Consider the following 18445-nt stretch of genomic DNA (forward strand, 5'->3'; position numbering starts at 1 on the left):
GTGAATCGACCCCGTTTCCGTTGACACATGGACTTCCGTTTGGGCATGATGTCGCAAACGGGGAAACGGAGGCAGAGAATGGGACATCCGTCGCCTAAGTACACGCCCGAGTTCAAGCAGATGGCGGTCGAGCTCTACCGCGAGCGCGGCTGCACCTACGCCGACCTCGCCCGGGAGCTCGGCTGCGACGCGGGAAGCATATCCGACTGGGTGAGGAGGGCCGACGCCGCGCAGGCTCAGCCCGGCGACAACCCCTTCCAGGTCGCAGAGGAGAACCGCAGGCTGAAGCGCGAGGTCGAGAGGCTCAGGCGCGAGAACGAGATACTTTTAAAAGCGAGCGCCTTCTTCGCCAGCAGGCAGCTGTAGGCGCCCAGGCGAAGAGGGCGAGGTTCGCCTTCGTCCTGATGAACGAGGGCATCTGGACGGTCTCGGAGATGTGCGCCGCGCTGAAGGTGACGCGCCAGGGCTACTACGCATGGCGCTCGCGCGGGCCGAGCGCTCGCGACCTGCGCGACGCGGAGCTGGCGCGCGACATCGAGCGCGTGTACGGGCTTGGGCGCGGCCACTTCGGCGCGCCCAAGGTGTTCGAGAGGCTCCGGGCGGACGGCGTGCGCACGTCGCGCAAACGCGTGGCCCGAATCATGCGCGAGAGGGGCCTGGTCGGAACCACGAGGGGATGCGCCAAGAGGCCCAAGGGCGGGAGGAAGGCCGCCGCGCCGCAGGCGAACGCCGCCCCCGACCTGGTCAAGCGCGACTTCAGCGCGGACGGTCCCAACAGGGCGTGGTTCGCCGACATCACCTACGTGCGCACGCACCAGGGATGGCTCTACCTGGCGGTGGTGCTCGACATCTGGTCGCGCAGGATAGTCGGCTGGTCGATGTCGGGCCGCATGACGGCCGAGCTCGCCGACGACGCCCTCAGGATGGCGATCGCGCGTCGCAGGCCGCCCGAGGGCTGCATCCACCATTCGGATCACGGCTCGCAGTACGTGTCGCTGCTCCTGGGGAGGACGATGCGCGACGCCGGGATCGAGCCCTCGATGGGCTCGATATCCAGCCCGTGGGACAACGCCGCCATGGAGTCGCTCATGGGCATAATCAAGTGCGAGTGCGTGCACGCCCGCACCTTCGGCGGGCGCGAGCAGGCGGCACTCGAGATCTTCGACTACATAGAGTCGTTCTACAACAGGGTCAGGACCCATTCGGCGCTGGGATACCTCAGCCCCGACGAGTTCGAGAGGGCCAACTGGCCGGAGGAGGCCGCCGGAAAGGCGGCGTAGGGGTGTAAACGGAATCGGGGTAGATTCAGTGGGCGGCGGGGTCACCGCGACGCCCGTGGACGCCGCCGTGTCCGGCGGTACCGCCTCGTTCGAGCTGTGGGGCCTCGGCGACGAGCCCGACAACTCGCTGCTGAAAGCGCTGTACAACGCCGCGCTCGGCACCGACGGCGGCGAGCCCGGGCACGAGCAGACCGACGCCACCCCGATCGCCTACTACGCGGTCGTGTCCGACGCCCCTTCAGTTTTGCCGGATCCGACTGCCCCCGTAGGAATTCCCGCTTCCTCTCTCAAGCAAGAACTTGAGCCTGGTGAGTATTCCGTTTCGGCAAATCTTGTCATCAAGGGCGAAGACAACCAGGTGCTCAAGGGCGTGGATGTCGCCATGCTCAGTGATGAATTCCCCCCTACTGCTTCAAATCCTGCCATTGATAACGCTACACTTACCGTCTCCGAAGATGGAGACATGGTTCTTCATGTTGAGCTGTACAACGGACCGAGCGATATCATTACCCTCCAGAATATTGAAAGCGGTAGTAATGTGGAGGTTCTTCATGTGCTGCGCGGAACAACCGCGGGACATGAAGGCGGTTATGGTATAGAGGGAGATAATTCTTGGTCGGCCGATCGAATACTGGAGGTTGATTTTAAGCTGCTGGACGCAAGCGGGTGGTATATTCCCTCGAATTGCCGCGAGCTCAATTGCATCAATCCTCCAGGAACCGAGATTTCCTTTAAAGATATGCCGATATATCTCGCGATTGACTTTGGCAATGTAAAACGAAATGACGGCGCGGAAGGCGAGTGGTCTAAGTCTTTTACCGACGAGGCCACTGGAGTTTCCGTGACGGTTAAGACCAACTCGGAGGAATTTGCATCCGAGTTGGAAGCTGCGGCTTTGCATGTCGAAAAAAACGCAGATGAAGATGCGTACAATTCAGCAGGCGAACTCCTGGGAAGCAACGTATATACGGATAAACCTGCGTTTGAAATGTGGAACCTTTCGCTTCGGGATGCTCAAGGCTTCGATGTTTCCCTTGATCAAATGGCTACGGCTGCCATAACTCTTCCTACGTCATATGGGGTTTCCGATGTTTATAGCTACGATGGCTCAAGTGCAAACTCGCTCGACGTTTCACTCTCCGAAGGCGGAGTGATATTTAACGCCGCTGCTCTAGGGGCGTTCCTTCTTGTGGATGGCTATTCGGCAGATCGTTGGCAACACTTCGAAATCGAAGACATGAACGGCACCGGATCACGCTATGTTCTGGATGTTTCCGACGCCAATGACAGCATGTCAACCAGTATGATAAGTAGTAATCGTTTCAGTGTAAGGGCTGAAGAAGCCGATCAGGGGCAAAAGCTATTCGTAGATTTTTCCTCTTCAAACTCGTCTTTTATGTGGTTCGCAGAAGGCTGCCGTGCTGTGATGGAGTTAACGGTGCCCGAAAATGCGACAAAGGTGTTATTCGTCGTCGATGATGGCGATGAGCTTACCGCTCATAAGATTGACGCGGTTATCGAAAACGGGAAAGCCACATTTGATTTCTTTGCAGAGGAAATTCGCGAAAGCACAAGTGAGGTCAATGCCGTTTTCGCTGAGCTTTATAAGGGGTATTGGGATAAAGACCCGTCTTACGTGAGCAGTAGCTGGCCTAGCCCGCTTCCCTCTGCGTATTTCTTGGTGCAGACCTCGGAATCTTCTCAAATCGCTTTCGATCCAACTCCTGTGTTCGCCGAATACAATGGCGCCGAGCAGACTGGTATCACCATCGACGATAACTGCGAGGTTATGGCCGCTTCGGGCGAAGGGGTTGTAGTCGACGGATCCGAGGTTAAGGCGACGAATGCCGGTGAGTATACCGTTACGGTAAAACCCAGGGATGGATTTACCTGGGCAGACGGCACCACAGTTGAAAAAACGGTCGAATGGTCTATCGAGAAAGCGACCCTTGAAGCAACTTATCTCAAAGGCGTTCCCTATACATGGGGCGAGGGGATGACGGATCCGACTGCATCACTGCCGAGTCTAGAAGATGTGTCATCGGAGATTGTAGTTAAGGGTTTCGTAAATGGAGAGACCCCGGAGACAGCCGAAGACTATAGTGCCCCTACTGCAACAAAATGGCGACTCGATAGTTCCTTCCCAAAGGCCGGGTCAAAGGCTACGGTGAACATCAGCACCCCAGAGGCAAAGAACTATAAATTCGAGCGAACATCTGCAACGGGATATTTTTACGTAGGTCACGCTCCTGAGGATGCGCCCCATGCTCTTGACGGCCTTGTATATAACGGCGAAAAGCAATACTGCGTGAGCATTCCAAGCAGCAGTTTCAGCTTCGATGAGGAAGCTGCTCAGCAAACGGATGCCGGTACATACACCATAAGCGCTAGCGTACGTAACAAAGACAATGCTTACGCTTTCGCTATGCCTGACGGGACGTTTGCGAGCGCGATGACGATTACATTCACCATCGAAAAGGCGCCACTTACGGCACAGTATTCCGGCGAGACGGTGACGAAGAGCTCTGCTCCCACGTACCCCGTAGAGGTGACGGGCTTCGTCAATGGAGAAACCGCCGAAACCGCAAAAGGGTACGTAGCACCGACGATAGAGCCGCTTGACTATGTAGAGTCTGGAAAGTACTACGGCTGCGTTCCTCAGGGCGGATCTGCGGACAACTATAAGTTCACACTCTGGCTCCCTGGGCTCATGTATGTGGAATCTGCTCCTCCCGCAAAACCGAAACCAATTGACGGTTTGGTATATAACGGAGAAGAACAAATTGGAGTACTGCCTGGTGAGGGCTATACGCTTACTGGCAATTCGGCAACTGACCCGGGTGATTACGTGGCGACTGCCGTGCTCGCCGATGGCTATGTCTGGCTTGACGGAAGCACTGATTCGGCCGTGATTCCATGGAAGATTGAAAAAGCGGATGAAATGCCAGAGGGTACGTATCGAGTGTCGGCAAATGTATTCATTGCGGGCGAAGATAATCGCTACATTCCTGGGTTGACCGCATATATGACGAACCCTAATCATCCGGATAGCCTTGAAGACATTGGAGATGCCAGCGCGGAAGAAATCCTGCCTATCAATCCTGTAACAGATAATGCATTGCTGTACATTCAGGAGGATGGCACCTACATTGTTGTCGTTGAGTTGAAGAACCCAGTATTCACGTGTCAGCAGATTAATTCCGGAGATGACGTAAAAGTTCTTGCCGTGGAGCGAGACGGCATTGTGTACGGTGGTTCCGATGCCAGATATAGCGGTCGCATTACGAAGCTTTGGCTTGAGGTTGCGGATGATGATGGCTCGTACACCTTCTCGAATTGTCGAGAATTCCCCACGCTGCTTCAGCAAACGTGGGATGCCGATCTCCATCTGACAGTGGACTTTGAGAACATGGAGAAGACCTCCCACTCGTCTAATGTGAATATCCCCGATTACGATGCAGACGCGAATGACGCTTCTAAAAATGTAGCAAGCGACCCCGACCCAAGCGATCCTAGCAACCCCGGTGGCAACCAGGGCGGCTCTGGCGGCCAGGGTTCCGGCTCCGGCTCGGGCAACCAGGGCGGCATCACCGGCGGCAATGGCACGCAGGTGGGTCCCGGCACGGCGGGCACGGTGGATTCCGGCACGCTTAAGGCGGGCACCTACACCGTTTCGGCTAACATCTGGTTCGACAAGGCCGATACAGGCCTGCCGCTCAATCCGCACATCACCTCCAGCGTGTTCCCGCCCATGAATCCGGTGAGCAACAACGCCACGCTCACGGTTGATTCGTCGGGCCGCGCGAGGGTGAGCGTGCCCATCACCATCCAAGATAAGGTGATGTCGGTCAAGTCCATCAGCGGGCTCAATATCGTGAGCTCGTCCTCTTCGGGCGGCAAGCTCACCAGCATCACCGTTGATTTGGGCGTGATCGATGCAGCCACCTCGGTGATAACCGAAAGCTGCTCGGTGGGCATTCATATCGGCGATATCGCCGCCACCATCATGCCTGAATCAGTGCTGCAGGGCACGCGCGAGCACACGTGGCCCGCTACGTTCCAGGTGAACTTCTCGGGCGTTCCGGCTTCGGGCGGCGGAACGGTGCCCGCTTCGGTGCAGGCTCTGCTCAACGGCTCGACCGACGGCTCGACGCTTGAGAGCGCCACGGCCGATGAAGCCGCCGCTGACGCCCAGGCTGCTGGAGAGGCAGCTGCGGCACTTGCTTCCCGCAACGCTAACGCCGGCTCCGGCTCTGGCGTAGGCGCCGCCGTGCGCAGCCTGGAGGATGCCATGGAGCACAATCCCTGGCTGGGCTTTGCATTGGGCGCTGGCACGGTGCTGGTGCTGGGCGCCATAGGCGTGGGGCTGTATGCCTGGCGCCGCCGCGTTGCTCAGGCGGCAGCTGACGGCTCTGCTGCGCAAACGCCTACGGTCTAGCAAGGATATCGCGCGCTGGCCACTGCCGGATGCGCCTTGACGCCATGCCGCTCCATGCGTATTGGGGGCGGCATGGCTGTATTCTCGGGTCGTTATGCCGCGGGGGGAAACGACCATTCCTAAAGAACGAACCAATCAGTGGAAGGATTGCCATGGATTCATTCGTTAAAGCTGCGCAATCATCGTTGTCCAGCGAGTCGCATGAGCGTTGCAAACCTCGCGCCATTTCTCGCCGCGCATTCGTTGGCGCTGCGGCGGCGTGCGCATCGGCCGCGGCGTTGGGGCTTACGGCGTGCGCCGAGGAAACGCCCGCGGGCGATGGCTCGGGCGGCGTAAGCGGAACGCTTGCCCCCGAAGACCGCGAACTCATGGGCAGCCCCGATGCGTGCGATGTTCGCGTGGGCTACATCATGGGCCCGCCCTCTATGGGTTTGTCGCAGGTGATGCTTGCCGGGCGCGAGGGCACCACGTTCAACCGCTACAGCTTCGAGATCATAGGGGTAGATTACAGCACGCTGGCCGCCCGGTTCAACCAGGGCGATTTCGACATCGTTACCCTGCCTTCGAACCTGGGGCCCATCATCTACAACAACCACGAGGTCAACGCCTCGCCGCGCGTCATCTGCCTGAACAATCTGGGCGTGCTCTACGTCATAACCACCGATCCTTCCATAACCGAGCTCACCGACCTTTCGGGGCGCACGGCATACGCCTACGGCGAAGGAGGCACGCCGGAGTACACCATAGAGTACCTGCTGCATAAGGCGGGCCTTTCCGACAGCGTGAACGTGGCGTTCAAAAGCACGCCGTTCGAGATTCTGAATTTCCTGCAAGAGGAAGAAAACGCCGTAGCAATTCTGCCGCAACCCTTTGTGGAGGTGGCAAAGCTTTTGGTGCCCAACTTGCTTGTGCCCATCGATTTGACCGAAGAGTGGGATTACTACAACCAAGACACCGGCAGCCAAACGGTAACCACCGCCACGCTGGTTACCAAGGAGTTTTTGGAGGCACACGAGCAGGCGGTTATCGAATACGTGGCGCTATGCCAGTACTCGGTGCAATTCACCGCTGAGAATCTTGACGAGGCGGCATCGTATCAGGAAGAGCTGGAAACGTTCCTTTCCAACGATATCGCCAAGGCGGCCATTCCCGAATGCTCCATCGTGGCAACGTCAGGTGTGACCATGTACAAGCAGCTTTCCGGCTTTTTGGAGGCGCTCTATTCGCTTAACCCTGATTCCATCGGCGGCGCGCTTCCGGGCGACGAATTCTATTGGATGCCGCCCACGGGATACCTGGAGGGCGATGGCGTGCTCGAAGGCGCCTCTCACGTGAGTGCCGCTGACGGCCAAGGCGGGGGCGGCCAGGGCGATCAGGCAGAGGTTTCCTCCGACGAGGCCGAGCAACTCATCCAAAAAATGACGGAATAGCGCAGATTTTTTGCCTAGATGTGGCCGTGGCAACAGACGTGCGGTGCGCTTCTTGGCACAATGTTAGCTGTAACAAACTTCAACTGAACGCCAGCCGAAGTTCCGTCTGGAGTCCGGCTGAGCTGGGGGGATGAAAGGGGGCGCGCATGAGGGTGCCTTGGCGAAGCGACAAGGCGAACGCAACCGCTGCATCGAGCGGTGCCGCCCGTCGCGAGGAAAAGCTCTCGCTTGCGCAGATCGCGCAGATCGTGGGGCTTCCCGAAGAGCGCCTTGCGCAGATATCGCAGCTCATTGCCTCGGGCACGCTTCCCGAAGAGCAGATGGGCCCCATGGTGCACATGGCGCATGGCAAAGGCCTTGAAACCGAGCAGATCATGCAGATGATGCGCTCGCTGGGCGTGCCGGAAGATCGCATCGCCCGCGTGCTGGCATCGCAGGGGCTTGCCACGCCCGAGCAGGTGCGTGCCGCCGAGGAGGAGCGCCGTCGCGCCAATCGCGCGCGTTTGGTGCGCAAGGCGTTCATCGTGCTGTTCTGGCTTGCGGTGTGGGAGATTGCCGACCGCGTGGTTGACAACCGCCTTATCCTGGCCGGGCCCATCCGCACCATCCAGGCGCTGGTGGAGCAGCTTGCCCAAAGCGATTTCTGGATGATATGCCTTGCATCCACCGGGCGCATCGCACTGGGGTTCCTCCTGTCGTTTTCGGTGGGCATCCTGCTTGCGCTTGTGGCATCTAAGGTGCGGCTGGTGCGCGAGTTCCTGGACCCGCTTATGTCGCTGCTCAAAACCATCCCCATGGTTTCGTTCATCATCATGCTGCTCATATGGGTGGGCAACCAGGCGCTTACGGTGTATCTGTCGTTCTTAATCGTGCTGCCACTCATATACATCAATATGCTCACGGGGTTCGACCATGTAGACAAGCAGATGCTTGAGATGGCGCACGCGTTTGGGCTTTCTCCCTGGCGGAGATTCATGTACGTGTACCGCCCGGCGTTTATGCCGTTTTTGCTTTCGAGTTGCAAGATGTCAATAGGCATGAGCTGGAAGGCCGGCGTTATGGCAGAGGTGCTGGCAACGCCCAAGCCCTCCATAGGCAAGGAGATGATGGAGGCTAAAACGTTTCTGGCAACGCCCGACCTGTTTGCCTGGACCGTGGTGGTCATCGTGCTTTCGTTGGTGTTTGAAAAGGCGTTCATGGAGCTGCTCAAGCGCGCCGCTCGTCCCATGGGCGGCATGCTCGGCAGGAAGGATTAGGCAATGGGTATGCGCGATGCGAGCAGGCAAGATGCCGGGCATGCGGGAGCCTTTGACCCCAAAGACGGCGCGCAGGCAGGCGACGCCATCCGCTTCACAGCGGTGGAAAAATCGTATAACGGCAGGCGCGTGCTGCGCAGCGTGACATTCACGCTGGAAAACGGCGGGGCGTATTGCCTGATGGGGCCGTCGGGCATGGGGAAAACCACGCTGCTGCGTGTACTTCTGGGGCTTGAACGTGCCGATTCGGGCAGCATAGAGGGCATTCGCCCCGGCCAGATTGCCGCCATGTTCCAGGAGGATCGCCTCTGCGACACGCTCACGCCCGTGGAAAACGTGGCGCTGGTGCTGCCGCCCTCGACGCGCAGGTCCGAGGTTCGCGTCATGCTGGAAGAAATTCTGCCTCCGTACTGCATGGAGCAACCGGTGGCGCAGCTTTCGGGCGGCATGAGGCGGCGCGTGTCATTGGCGCGCGCTATGGCGTTTCCTTCGCGCATGGTTGTGATGGACGAGCCGTTCACCGGGCTCGACAAGGCAACGCGCGTACAGGTTATCGAGTTCGTGAAACGTCATGCCCGCGGCCGCACGCTGTTGGTTGCCACGCACGGTGAAGATGACGCCGCGTTGCTGGGGGCAAGCAAAGTGCTGCTCACCGAGGTGTCCGATAAGTGCTAGACGTTCGAGGGTAAAGGAGACCAATCATGATAGAAACCACCAAAACCATGCGCGAGATCGTGGCTGATGAGCCTCTGTTCGCCGATTTTCTGGTATCGAAGGGTTTTCCCTTCACCGTTGAGAACCCCATCACCGAATACGTGACGTTCGAGGACGTTGTGATGCTGCGCGAGCTGGACAAGGAAGCATTTTTGAACGAGTACGCCGCATTCAAGGCGGCTATGGCGTAACGCGCGCGCGTTGCGCATTGGATTAACTTTGAACCCACATCGCAGAGCTTTTGCGCGGACGCATTCTGCGCGAGGGCTCTAGCGTTGACCATTCGATTGTATGAAGGGGGAGAGCGTGTACACCCTAGGCATAGATATGGGCGCATCTGCCGTGAAGGTGGCTGCGCTGACCGCCGATGGCGAATTGCTGCTCACGCTGCGCGAGGCACACGACGGCGCCCCGTCGGCATGCGCAGCGAAGCTCGTGGAGGATGCCCAAAGGCGTCTTGGGTCGCTGCGATGCGCGGGGTTCGCGCTTACGGGCTCGGGCGCGCATCTTGCGACCGCCGCGCTGTCTGGGGTGCGCGTGCTTGAGGATGTTCCCGCCATCACCCAGGGCGTGCGCGTGCTCGCCCCCCAAGCGCAGAGCGTGATTGCGGTGGGGGCGCAAAGCTCGTATTTCATCACCGGGCTTGAACGCCAGGGCGCGCCGGAGTTCGCCATGAACGAAAGCTGCGCAGCGGGCACGGGGTCGTTCTTCGAGGACCAGATGAATCGCTTGGGTCTTTCGATCGAGGACTACTCGCGCATCGTGGAGCAGGCGCAGGGCATCCCCCGCCTTTCGGGACGCTGCACGGTGTTCGCCAAAACCGACATCATCCACCGTCAGCAGGAGGGTGTGCCCGAGGCCGATATTCTGCTGGGGCTGTGCTACGCCATGGTGCGTACCTACAAAGCAACCATCGTGCGCGGCATGGACGTGAAGCCGCCTGTCATGCTGGTGGGAGGCGTGCTGTTCAACGAGGGCGTAGTGCGTGCCGTGCGCGAGGTGTTCGCGCTTGGACCCGACGAGCTTCTGGCGGAGCCTGAATTCGTGTTCGCCCAGGCGGTGGGCGCCGCATATGAAGCGTGGGAGGCGCGTGGGGCAAAGCCGCCTCACGGTGGAGAGGGCGCCGCGGATGTGGCGGACGTGCATACTATTCCCGCGGTGGAGCAGCTGCGCGATGCTCTTGAATCGTCCGTTGTCCAAAGGGGGCTTGCTCGTTTGGCGCCGCTTCCTGCCGGTACCCCCAAGCCGGATGACGGGTTCGGCCTGACTCCGCGTCCGTGGAGCGTCGATCGGGACGGCCTGGTGCCGTGCGCGCTCGGCGTGGACGTTGGTTCTACCAGCACCAATCTGGTGTTGGTGGATTTGTGCGGCCGCGTTTTGGATGCGCAGTATCTGCGCACGCGTGGCAATCCGCAGAAGGCGGTGACACAGGGCCTTGCCGATTTGGGCAGCAGGCTGGGCGGCGAGGTGCGCGTGGTGTGTGCGGGCGTTACCGGGTCGGGCCGCACGCTCATTGGTAAGCTCATAGGGGCCGACATGGTGCGTGACGAGATCACGGCCCAGGCGCGTGCCGCCGCAGCCGCGGACCCGCAGGTGGATACCGTCTTCGAGATTGGCGGGCAGGATTCCAAGTTCATATCGCTGTCGGGCGGGCGCGTGGTTGATTTTCAGATGAACAAGATTTGCGCTGCCGGCACCGGGTCGTTCGTGGAGGAGCAGGCGGTGCGGTTGGGCATTCCGCTGGATGAATACGGCGATCTGGCTCTTTCGTCGCAGGTCCCCGTGGATTTGGGCGAACGCTGCACCGTGTTCGTGGAAACCGCGGTGAACACGGCGCTTGCAGAGGGTGCTGCCAAGCGAGATGTGGCGGCGGGGCTGTGCCTGTCCATCGTGCGCAACTATCTGCACCGCGTCGCGGCGGGCAAGCGCGTGGGCGATCGGGTGGTGCTGCAGGGCGGTGTGGCGTATAACCGAGGCATCGTGGCGGCATTCAAGGCGTATTTCGGCGATCGCGTGACGGTTTCGCCGTATTTCGCAGTAAGCGGAGCGGTGGGGGCTGCGCTGCTCGCCCTGGAGGAGGCATCCGCGAGGGTTTCATTCGTTGCGCCCTCTTGCAGTGGCTTCATGTCCAATGCGCCTGCGCTCGATGTCGCTGCGTTCGATTCCGTTTCTCCCGACGCCGCTTCTCCCGATGCCGAGTTTCCTCCCACGGCATTCCGGGGCTTTTGGCTGGAGCGCGACGAGTCCCGTCAGGTGGACGACCATTTCGCCATCGTGGAACAGCTCGAGCAGACGTTCGCTCAAACCGAACAAGCCTATCTTGCCGGCTATGATCCGCAGTGCGACCCGTCCAAGAAAACGGTAGGCGTGCCGCGCTGCCTTATGATGCATAAGCTGTTCCCTATGGCAAATGCGTTTTTCAGGCACCTGGGATTCAACGTGGTCATATCCGACGCATCTGACGAAGACGCTGTGCATAGAGCCCAGCGCTACGCTCAGGGCGAGGTGTGCTTCCCGGTGAAGCTTGTGTATGGCCACATGGCGCAACTGCTCGAATGGGGCGTCGATTACGTGTTCATGCCACGCATGCACACCATTCGTCATGCCGTGTCCAAGGTGAGGCGCAACTTTGCGTGCCCCTACATGCAGGTGGCGCCGCGCATGGTGGCGGATGCGTTCGACCTTGAAGCGCGCGGCGTGGAGCTGATAAGTCCCGTGTTGGATATGGATTTCGGGCAGCCGGCTCTTGCCAACGCTATGTTGGCGGTGGGGAAGGGCCTGGGCCGTACGCCGCAGGAAACCGCGCGTGCCATGCTGGCGGGCGGCTTCGCCGTGCAAAAGTACACGCAAAAAAGCGAGGAGTTGGGTGATGCCGTGCTTGCAAGCCTCGCCCCCGATGAGCGCGCCGTGGTCATTCTCACGCGTCAGTACAACGTAAGCGACCCGGTGCTCAACATGGATATCCCCCGGCTTTTCGCCGAGCGCGGCATGCGCGTGGTGGGCCTTGCGAACCTCCGTGCGCTGGATGTGGACGTGACGCCCGATCATCCGGGTTTGTGCTGGCCGTTCGGGCAGCATATTTTGGCGGGTGCCAAGCTGGTGCGCCGCGATCCGCGGCTGTTCGCCGTATATTTGACCAATCATGGCTGCGGGCCCGATACCATCATGACGCACCTGGTGGCGCGCGAGATGGGTGATAAGCCGTACCTGCAGATAGAGGTGGACGAGCACGCATCCAAGGTGGGCGTCATCACGCGCATCGAGGCGTTTTTGAACAGCATCCGCTCCTACGACGCGTGCGACGAGCGTAATATTCCCACCAGCACGCGTACGTTTGGGCGCGAGGGCGATGCGCTTGATTCTGGGCGCGCGTGCTTGCTGCCTTCGTTTGGGGCGCATGGAACGCTTGTGGCGTCATGGCTCACGGAGCGCGGGTTTGACGTGCGCGCGGTGGAGCCTTCTCGCGATGCATTGGTGGCAGGCCAGGGCGAGTGTACCACCAAGGAGTACGCCTCGTTCGCGCTCACGTTGGGCATGGCATTGCAGGGCGTTGATGTTTGCGCCGGCGACTCGCGGCGCGAGGCTCTGCGGCAAGAGGAGTCTTTGCACCCGGACGCACAGGTGCTCATTGCGGGAACCGAGGGCAGCGAGAGCAACGTTCAATACGACGCCGCCGTGCGCATAACGCTCGAATCGCGCAATGCAGATGCGCACGTGGTTGCCCCCAAGCTGGACACGCTTCCCTGGAGCGTAGCATCCGCGATGGCGGGGGTGTGCGACGGGACCGGTCGCGATGCGGCCGACAAGGACGCGGTGCGCGCTGCGATTAAACATGCGGACTCCCTCTTCATCCGTCTTCTGGCGGGTGATGTGGTGTGTGCTGCGCCTTCAAACCGTCGTGGAGAGGTGCTGGAACGTATGCTCTCTTTAGGCGATGGGCTCACGCTTGAAGCGGTTGAGCTCGCCGCGCGCAAAGTGGCTGATATGATCGCGCCCGATTGCGGTTCGAACGCAAAGCGTTTGCTGCTGGTGGGTGAATGGGAGTGCGTGTTCGCAGACGTGATTTCTGCGGGGCTTTGGAGCCGTGTCGAGGCGGAGGGGCACACTCTCGTGCGCATGCCGTTTTCCGAGTTCCTTTGGTTCATGTGGAGCGATCACGTGGCGGAGGAGGCGGCTATGCCTGCGCTTGCCCCAACGCCCGATACGGTGCGAGGCGCCGTGCCGAAGCCTGCGGCGGCCGTGGCATCCTCTCTCGCCGTATCGTCCGATACTTCTGCCGCTGCCGGAGCCGCCATGCTCACGAAACCAAACACCGGCGTCTCTTCTGATGCTGCCGCCATTGCAAGCGCAGCTGCGCAGCTGATGGGCGGCCACTGCGGGGCGCACGATGCAAGCGGGCAAACGTGCGGTTGCTCGAATGGCCACGGCCGATTGCCACAACCCGTGCAAAACGCAGCTTCGGCATTCGCGCACCCTTCGGTGTTCGCGCAGCCGTCCGACGCGTTCTCCATGGAGGAAAAACGCTTGCTGCTGGATACGTACGCATCGTGGATGATGAGAGTGTCCGCGGCATTGGGTACAGCCTCGTCGTTCGCTGCGGACCTCGATGATCTTCGCGGTGCCGCCGATGCTTCCATGGGTCGCTTCGCTGCTGGCAATGCACGGTATCGTCAGGGCAAAACGCTCTGCCCGACATGCGGGAAAGAGGGGGCAGCGCGCATCGACGGCGTGGTGTGCGCCGCATCCATGTACGAGAATGCCGACATTGTGATGGGCCTGCTCAAACACGAAGAGGCCCCGCTTCCCGTCGTTCGTCTCTCCTTCGACGGCGGCTTGGACAAGTCCGCCGAGGAAAAACTAAGATCGTTCCTCTACTACCTCTGACGTAGCCGCGCGAGGTCGCTGAGGCGTAGGAGCGCGGGAACCGGGGAGCAAAGATTCGCGTTCCCCGTATGCGAGAGAGGGGGCTTTCCGAAGAAAGCCCCGCTGCGTTTCGTCGTGGGTTCGATGCGGAACTCAACCCTAAATCGCCGCAGCGATTAGCGTGCCCATGTCAGAACACGTGACCTTCTTCTCGCCGGGCTTGGCGATGTCGCCTGTGCGGTGGCCCGCCTCAAGCACGCTGTTCACGGCGTTCTCGATGGCATCGGCCTCGGCGGCCAAGTCAAAGCTGTAGCGCAGCATCATAGCCACGGAAAGAATGGTGGCGATGGGGTTGGCGATGTTCTGGCCCGCGATGTCCGGCGCGCTGCCGTGAATGGGCTCGTACATGCCGCGGCTGGTCTCGCCCAGGCTGGCGGAGGGCAGCATGCCGATGGAGCCGGTGATGCAACTTGCCTCGTCGGACAGGATGTCGCCGAACAGGTTGCCGGTCAGAATCACGTCGAACTGACCGGGGTTGGTCACCAGCTGCATGGAGGCGTTATCCACATACATGTAATCGCAGGTCACATCGGGGTACTCGGCGGCAATGCGCTCCACCGTCTCGCGCCACACGCGGCTGGTTTCCAGCACGTTGGCCTTGTCCACGCTGGTCACGTGGTTGCGGCGCTGGCGAGCCATCTGGAACGCGCGATGCGCGATGCGCTCCACCTCGGCCACCGAGTAGTTCATGTCGTCATGGCCGGTGCCGTCCTCGTCGCGATGCTTCTCGCCAAAGTACACATCACCGGTGAGCTCGCGCACAACCACCAGGTCAAGGCCGTCCTTGATGCGCTCAGGTTTGAGCGGGCAGGCATCGGCCAGCGGGGCGTAGAGCGTAGCGGGGCGCAGGTTGGCGAACAGGCCCAGCGCCTTGCGAATGCCCAGCAGTGCCTTCTCGGGGCGGTTCGCGGGAGGCTGGCTGTCCCACTTGGGACCGCCCACGGCGCCCAGGATCACGCTGTCGGAAGCCATGCACGCATCCACGGTGGCCTGCGGCAGGCACTCACCCGTTGCATCAATGGCCGCGCCGCCGATAAGCACCTCGTTATACACGAACTCGTGGCCGAACTTCTCGCCCACCTTATCAAGCACCTTAAGCGCCTCGTCCACAATCTCAGGGCCAATCCCATCGCCCTTCATAACCGCAATATTGTATTTCGTCATCCTCAATCCTCCATCAGGTCAAATAAAGCCTCGGCAAAGTCAAACTAGCAGGTCCACCAGGCGTGCGTCCCACCCATAGCCTAAACGAACGTCGGTGTCGGGTCGGATGCGGGTGCGCGCGGGGAGGGCCCCGCGGCGATCACTCTGTTGCTCCATTTGTTTTCAAAACAGGCAACAGGAGCTTTCCGCATAGCGAGCGAAGCGAGCGGTAGGAAAGCGAGTGTCGCAGCGGGGCCCTCCCCGCGCGCACCCGCATCCGAATCCGTTACACCCCGCGCGCTTTCAGGCTATTCAGCAACCCATCGTTGTCGATAATCCCCTGGATGAACTCGGGGAAGGGCAACGCCTGGAACGTCTGGCCGGTGGTCTCGTCGGTGATGGTGCCGGTGGCGAAATCCACAGACACGGTGTCGCCGGCATTGATGGCCTCGGCCGCCTCGGCGCACTCGAGAATGGGCAGGCCAATGTTGATGGCGTTGCGGTAGAAGATGCGCGCGAAGCTGGCGGCGATCACGCACGCCACGCCGTTGTCCTTGATGACGCGCGGCGCATGTTCGCGCGAGCTGCCGCAGCCGAAGTTCTTGTTGGCAACCATGATGTCGCCCGGCTGCACCTTCTTCACAAACTCGGTGTCGATGTCCTCCATCGCGTGCGTCGCCAGCTCCTTGGGGTCGGCGATGTTCAGGTAGCGCGCGGGGATGATGACATCGGTATCCACATTGTCACCGTACTTAAACACGGTGCCTTTCGCGGTCATTTTCACGGACTTCTCCTTTTTCGTTGCTGTTACAGAGTTGCCGGGTCGGTGATTACGCCGGTGATGGCGCTGGCTGCCGCTACAGCGGGGCTTGACAGGTACACCTCGGAATCCACGTGGCCCATGCGGCCCACGAAGTTGCGGTTCGTGGTAGCGATGGCGCGCTCGCCCGCGGCGAGAATGCCCATGTGGCCGCCCAGGCAAGGCCCGCAGGTGGGCGTAGACATGATGGCGCCGGCCTCGATGAAAATCTCGGCCAGACCCTCGCGGATGCACTGCAGGTACACTTCCTGCGTGGCGGGGATCACGATGGTGCGCACGCCGTCGGCCACGTGCTTGCCGCGCATGATTTCAGCGGCCACACGCATGTCCTCGATGCGGCCGTTGGTGCAGCTGCCGATGACGCTCTGGTCAATCTTGATGCCGGCCAGCTCGGTCACGGGCTTGGTATTCTCAGGCAGGTGCGGCGCCGCCACCGTGGGCGGAATCGTGCTCAGGTCGATGTCGATCACGCGGGCATACTCGGCGTCGTCGTCGGCCTCGAACACGCGCGGCTCGTGTAGCGCGCGGTCCTTCTGGTAGGCAACGGTCTTCTCATCAACGGGGAAGATGCCGTTCTTGGCACCCGCCTCGATGGCCATGTTGCAAATGGCGAAGCGGTCGTCCATGGAGAGGCTCGCCACGCCGGGGCCGGAGAACTCCATGCTCTGATACAGCGCGCCGTCCACGCCGATCATGCCGATGATGTGCAGAATCACGTCCTTGCCGGAAACCCAGGGGGCAAGCTCGCCGGTCAGGTTGAACTTGATGGCGGCGGGCACGCGGAACCATGCCTTGCCCGTGGCGATGCCTGCGGCGATGTCGGTCGATCCCATGCCGGTGGAGAACGCGCCCAGTGCGCCATAGGTGCAGGTGTGGCTGTCGGCGCCAATTACCACATCGCCCGAGGCCACAATGCCCTTTTCGGGCAGTAGCGCGTGCTCGACGCCCATATTGCCCACGTCGTAGAAGTGCACGATGTCGTGCTTGTGCGCAAAGTCGCGGCACTCCTTGCACTGCTCGGCGCTCTTGATGTCTTTGTTGGGGGTGAAGTGGTCCATGACCAGGGCCACCTTGGAGCGGTCGAACACCTTGTCCATATCGGCCTTCACCAGCTCACGGATAGCCACCGGCCCCGTGATGTCGTTGGCCAGGGCCAAATCGATATCGGCCTCAATCAGCTGGCCGGGCACCACGGAGTCGAGCCCGGCATGCGCGGCCAAGATCTTTTGGGTCATAGTCATGCCCATGTTGCAGGTCCTTTCTTCGCGAAAGCGGCCCCTTTTGGAGGCCGCCTTGCAGTTTACTATCGGATATTACGCCTGATGGGCGCGGTTGACGGCTGAGACCAGGCCCTTGATGGCTGCGGTCACGGTGTCGGCATCCTCGCCGGCGCCCCACACCAGCTTGCCGTCGCTGCCCTCGATGGCCACGTAGGCCATAGCGTGCGCATCGGACCCGGTGCTCAGCGTGTGCTCGGCGTAGTCGATGATGTGAGCCTTCAGACCCAGCTTGCCCAGGCCGTCGCACACCGAGTCCAGACGTCCGTTGCCGTTGCCGATCACGTCCTGCTCCACGCCGTCCAGCTTCACGGTGACAAACGCCTTGAACGCCTTGTTGTTGTCGGCATGCGTGTAGTGGAAGTCAAGCAGCTCGATGCGGCCCTCGTGGTTCACGTAGCGGTCGTGGAAAATCTGGTTCACCTCTTCGGGCGAGAGCTCCTTGTGCGCGTGGTCGGATACGTCCTTGGATGCGTAGCTCAGCTCCTCGCGCATCTTGGGCGGCAGCACGTAGCCGTAGTTGGTCTCCAGGATATAGCCGATGCCGCCCTTGCCCGACTGGCTGTTGATGCGAATGACGTCGGTCTCGTACTTGCGGTTGACATCCGCCGGGTCGATGGGCAGATACGGGCAGGTCCAGTGCTCGGGGTCGTGCTCCTTGCGCCACGCGAAGCCCTTGGCGATGGCATCCTGGTGGCTGCCGGAAAACGCGGCAAACACGAGCGAGCCAGCGTAGGGGCGACGCGGCTCCACCACCATGCGGGTGGTGCGCTCGTACATCTCCACCAGGCTGGGCATGTCGCTGAAATCGAGCATTGGGTCAACGCCGTGGCTGAACATGTTCATCGCCAGCGTGATGATGTCCACGTTGCCGGTGCGCTCGCCGTTGCCGAAGAGCGTGCCCTCGACACGGTCGGCGCCGGCCAGAACGCCCAAATCGGCATCGGCCACACCGGTGCCGCGGTCGTTGTGAGGATGCAGCGAAATCTCAACGCCCTCGCGGTACTTCAGGTTCTTGTGCATGTACTCAACCTGGCAGGCGTACACGTGCGGGCTGCTCATCTCCACGGTGGCAGGCAGGTTGATGATGGCTTTGCGCTCGGGCGTAGGCTGCCAGATGTCCAGCACGGCGTTGCACACCTCCAGAGCGTACTCGGGCTCGGT

The 18445-nt window shown here is 60.8% G+C and carries 11 protein-coding genes and 1 pseudogene; 8 read left to right on the plus strand and 4 right to left on the minus strand.

Annotated features, from left to right (window positions below):
* Positions 1 to 78: 78 nt before the first annotated feature.
* The 8 genes and pseudogenes from Q0J60_RS03000 to Q0J60_RS03035 form a co-directional block, all read left to right on the plus strand.
* Positions 79 to 285: pseudogene (locus Q0J60_RS03000) on the plus strand (transposase); the annotation flags it as partial.
* Positions 207 to 1280 (plus strand): IS3 family transposase, encoded by a 1074-nt coding sequence (locus Q0J60_RS03005; RefSeq protein ID WP_294438762.1) that lies wholly within the window; start codon positions 207 to 209, stop codon positions 1278 to 1280. The pseudogene Q0J60_RS03000 and the gene Q0J60_RS03005, both read left to right, overlap by 79 nt.
* Before the next feature lie 28 nt (positions 1281 to 1308).
* Entirely contained in the window at positions 1309 to 5718 is a 4410-nt protein-coding gene (locus tag Q0J60_RS03010; protein ID WP_294438752.1) for a hypothetical protein, read from the plus strand.
* 152 nt (positions 5719 to 5870) lie between these two features.
* Positions 5871 to 7148, plus strand: coding sequence for a Tat pathway signal sequence (locus Q0J60_RS03015; RefSeq protein ID WP_294438753.1), 1278 nt, complete (start codon positions 5871 to 5873; stop codon positions 7146 to 7148).
* A 146-nt stretch (positions 7149 to 7294) separates the two neighbouring features.
* On the plus strand, positions 7295 to 8404 hold the full coding sequence (locus Q0J60_RS03020) for an ABC transporter permease (RefSeq protein WP_294438754.1): 1110 nt from the start codon (positions 7295 to 7297) through the stop codon (positions 8402 to 8404).
* Between the two features lie 3 nt (positions 8405 to 8407).
* Entirely contained in the window at positions 8408 to 9079 is a 672-nt protein-coding gene (locus Q0J60_RS03025; protein WP_294438755.1) for an ABC transporter ATP-binding protein, read from the plus strand.
* A 26-nt stretch (positions 9080 to 9105) separates the two neighbouring features.
* The gene (locus Q0J60_RS03030) at positions 9106 to 9309 is read left to right on the plus strand and encodes a nitrate ABC transporter ATPase (RefSeq protein WP_294438757.1); all 204 of its coding nucleotides are present in this window, start codon (positions 9106 to 9108) and stop codon (positions 9307 to 9309) included.
* A 115-nt stretch (positions 9310 to 9424) separates the two neighbouring features.
* Positions 9425 to 14002 carry an acyl-CoA dehydratase activase gene (locus Q0J60_RS03035; protein ID WP_294438758.1) on the plus strand — a complete coding sequence of 1526 codons (4578 nt, stop codon included), beginning with the start codon at positions 9425 to 9427 and terminating at the stop codon, positions 14000 to 14002.
* A 138-nt stretch (positions 14003 to 14140) separates the two neighbouring features.
* On the opposite strand, the gene leuB is transcribed toward Q0J60_RS03035, so the two are convergent.
* From leuB to Q0J60_RS03055, 4 genes are all read right to left on the minus strand, one after another.
* A complete protein-coding gene (gene leuB / locus Q0J60_RS03040; RefSeq protein WP_294438759.1) occupies positions 14141 to 15205 on the minus strand; it encodes a 3-isopropylmalate dehydrogenase in 1065 nt (354 codons plus the stop codon).
* 265 nt (positions 15206 to 15470) lie between these two features.
* Positions 15471 to 15962, minus strand: coding sequence for a 3-isopropylmalate dehydratase small subunit (locus tag Q0J60_RS03045; RefSeq protein WP_294438763.1), 492 nt, complete (start codon positions 15960 to 15962; stop codon positions 15471 to 15473).
* Between the two features lie 29 nt (positions 15963 to 15991).
* Entirely contained in the window at positions 15992 to 17251 is a 1260-nt protein-coding gene (gene leuC / locus Q0J60_RS03050; RefSeq protein WP_294438760.1) for a 3-isopropylmalate dehydratase large subunit, read from the minus strand.
* Positions 17252 to 17317: 66 nt separating this feature from the next.
* On the minus strand, positions 17318 to 18445 hold a 1128-nt coding region (locus Q0J60_RS03055; RefSeq protein WP_294438761.1), incomplete at its 5' end, for a 2-isopropylmalate synthase.

Origin of the sequence: uncultured Slackia sp. (genome assembly GCF_944321625.1) — a bacterium.
Classification (GTDB): domain Bacteria; phylum Actinomycetota; class Coriobacteriia; order Coriobacteriales; family Eggerthellaceae; genus Slackia.

Bases quoted from the DNA above. Each gene is read 5' to 3' on its own strand.
- Q0J60_RS03015 (WP_294438753.1), top strand. From the start codon at position 5,871: ATGGATTCATTCGTTAAAGCTGCGCAATCATCGTTGTCCAGCGAGTCG.
- Q0J60_RS03020 (WP_294438754.1), top strand. From the start codon at position 7,295: ATGAGGGTGCCTTGGCGAAGCGACAAGGCGAACGCAACCGCTGCATCG.
- Q0J60_RS03025 (WP_294438755.1), top strand. From the start codon at position 8,408: ATGGGTATGCGCGATGCGAGCAGGCAAGATGCCGGGCATGCGGGAGCC.
- Q0J60_RS03030 (WP_294438757.1), top strand. From the start codon at position 9,106: ATGATAGAAACCACCAAAACCATGCGCGAGATCGTGGCTGATGAGCCT.
- leuB (WP_294438759.1), bottom strand. From the start codon at position 15,205: ATGACGAAATACAATATTGCGGTTATGAAGGGCGATGGGATTGGCCCT.
- Q0J60_RS03045 (WP_294438763.1), bottom strand. From the start codon at position 15,962: ATGACCGCGAAAGGCACCGTGTTTAAGTACGGTGACAATGTGGATACC.
- leuC (WP_294438760.1), bottom strand. From the start codon at position 17,251: ATGGGCATGACTATGACCCAAAAGATCTTGGCCGCGCATGCCGGGCTC.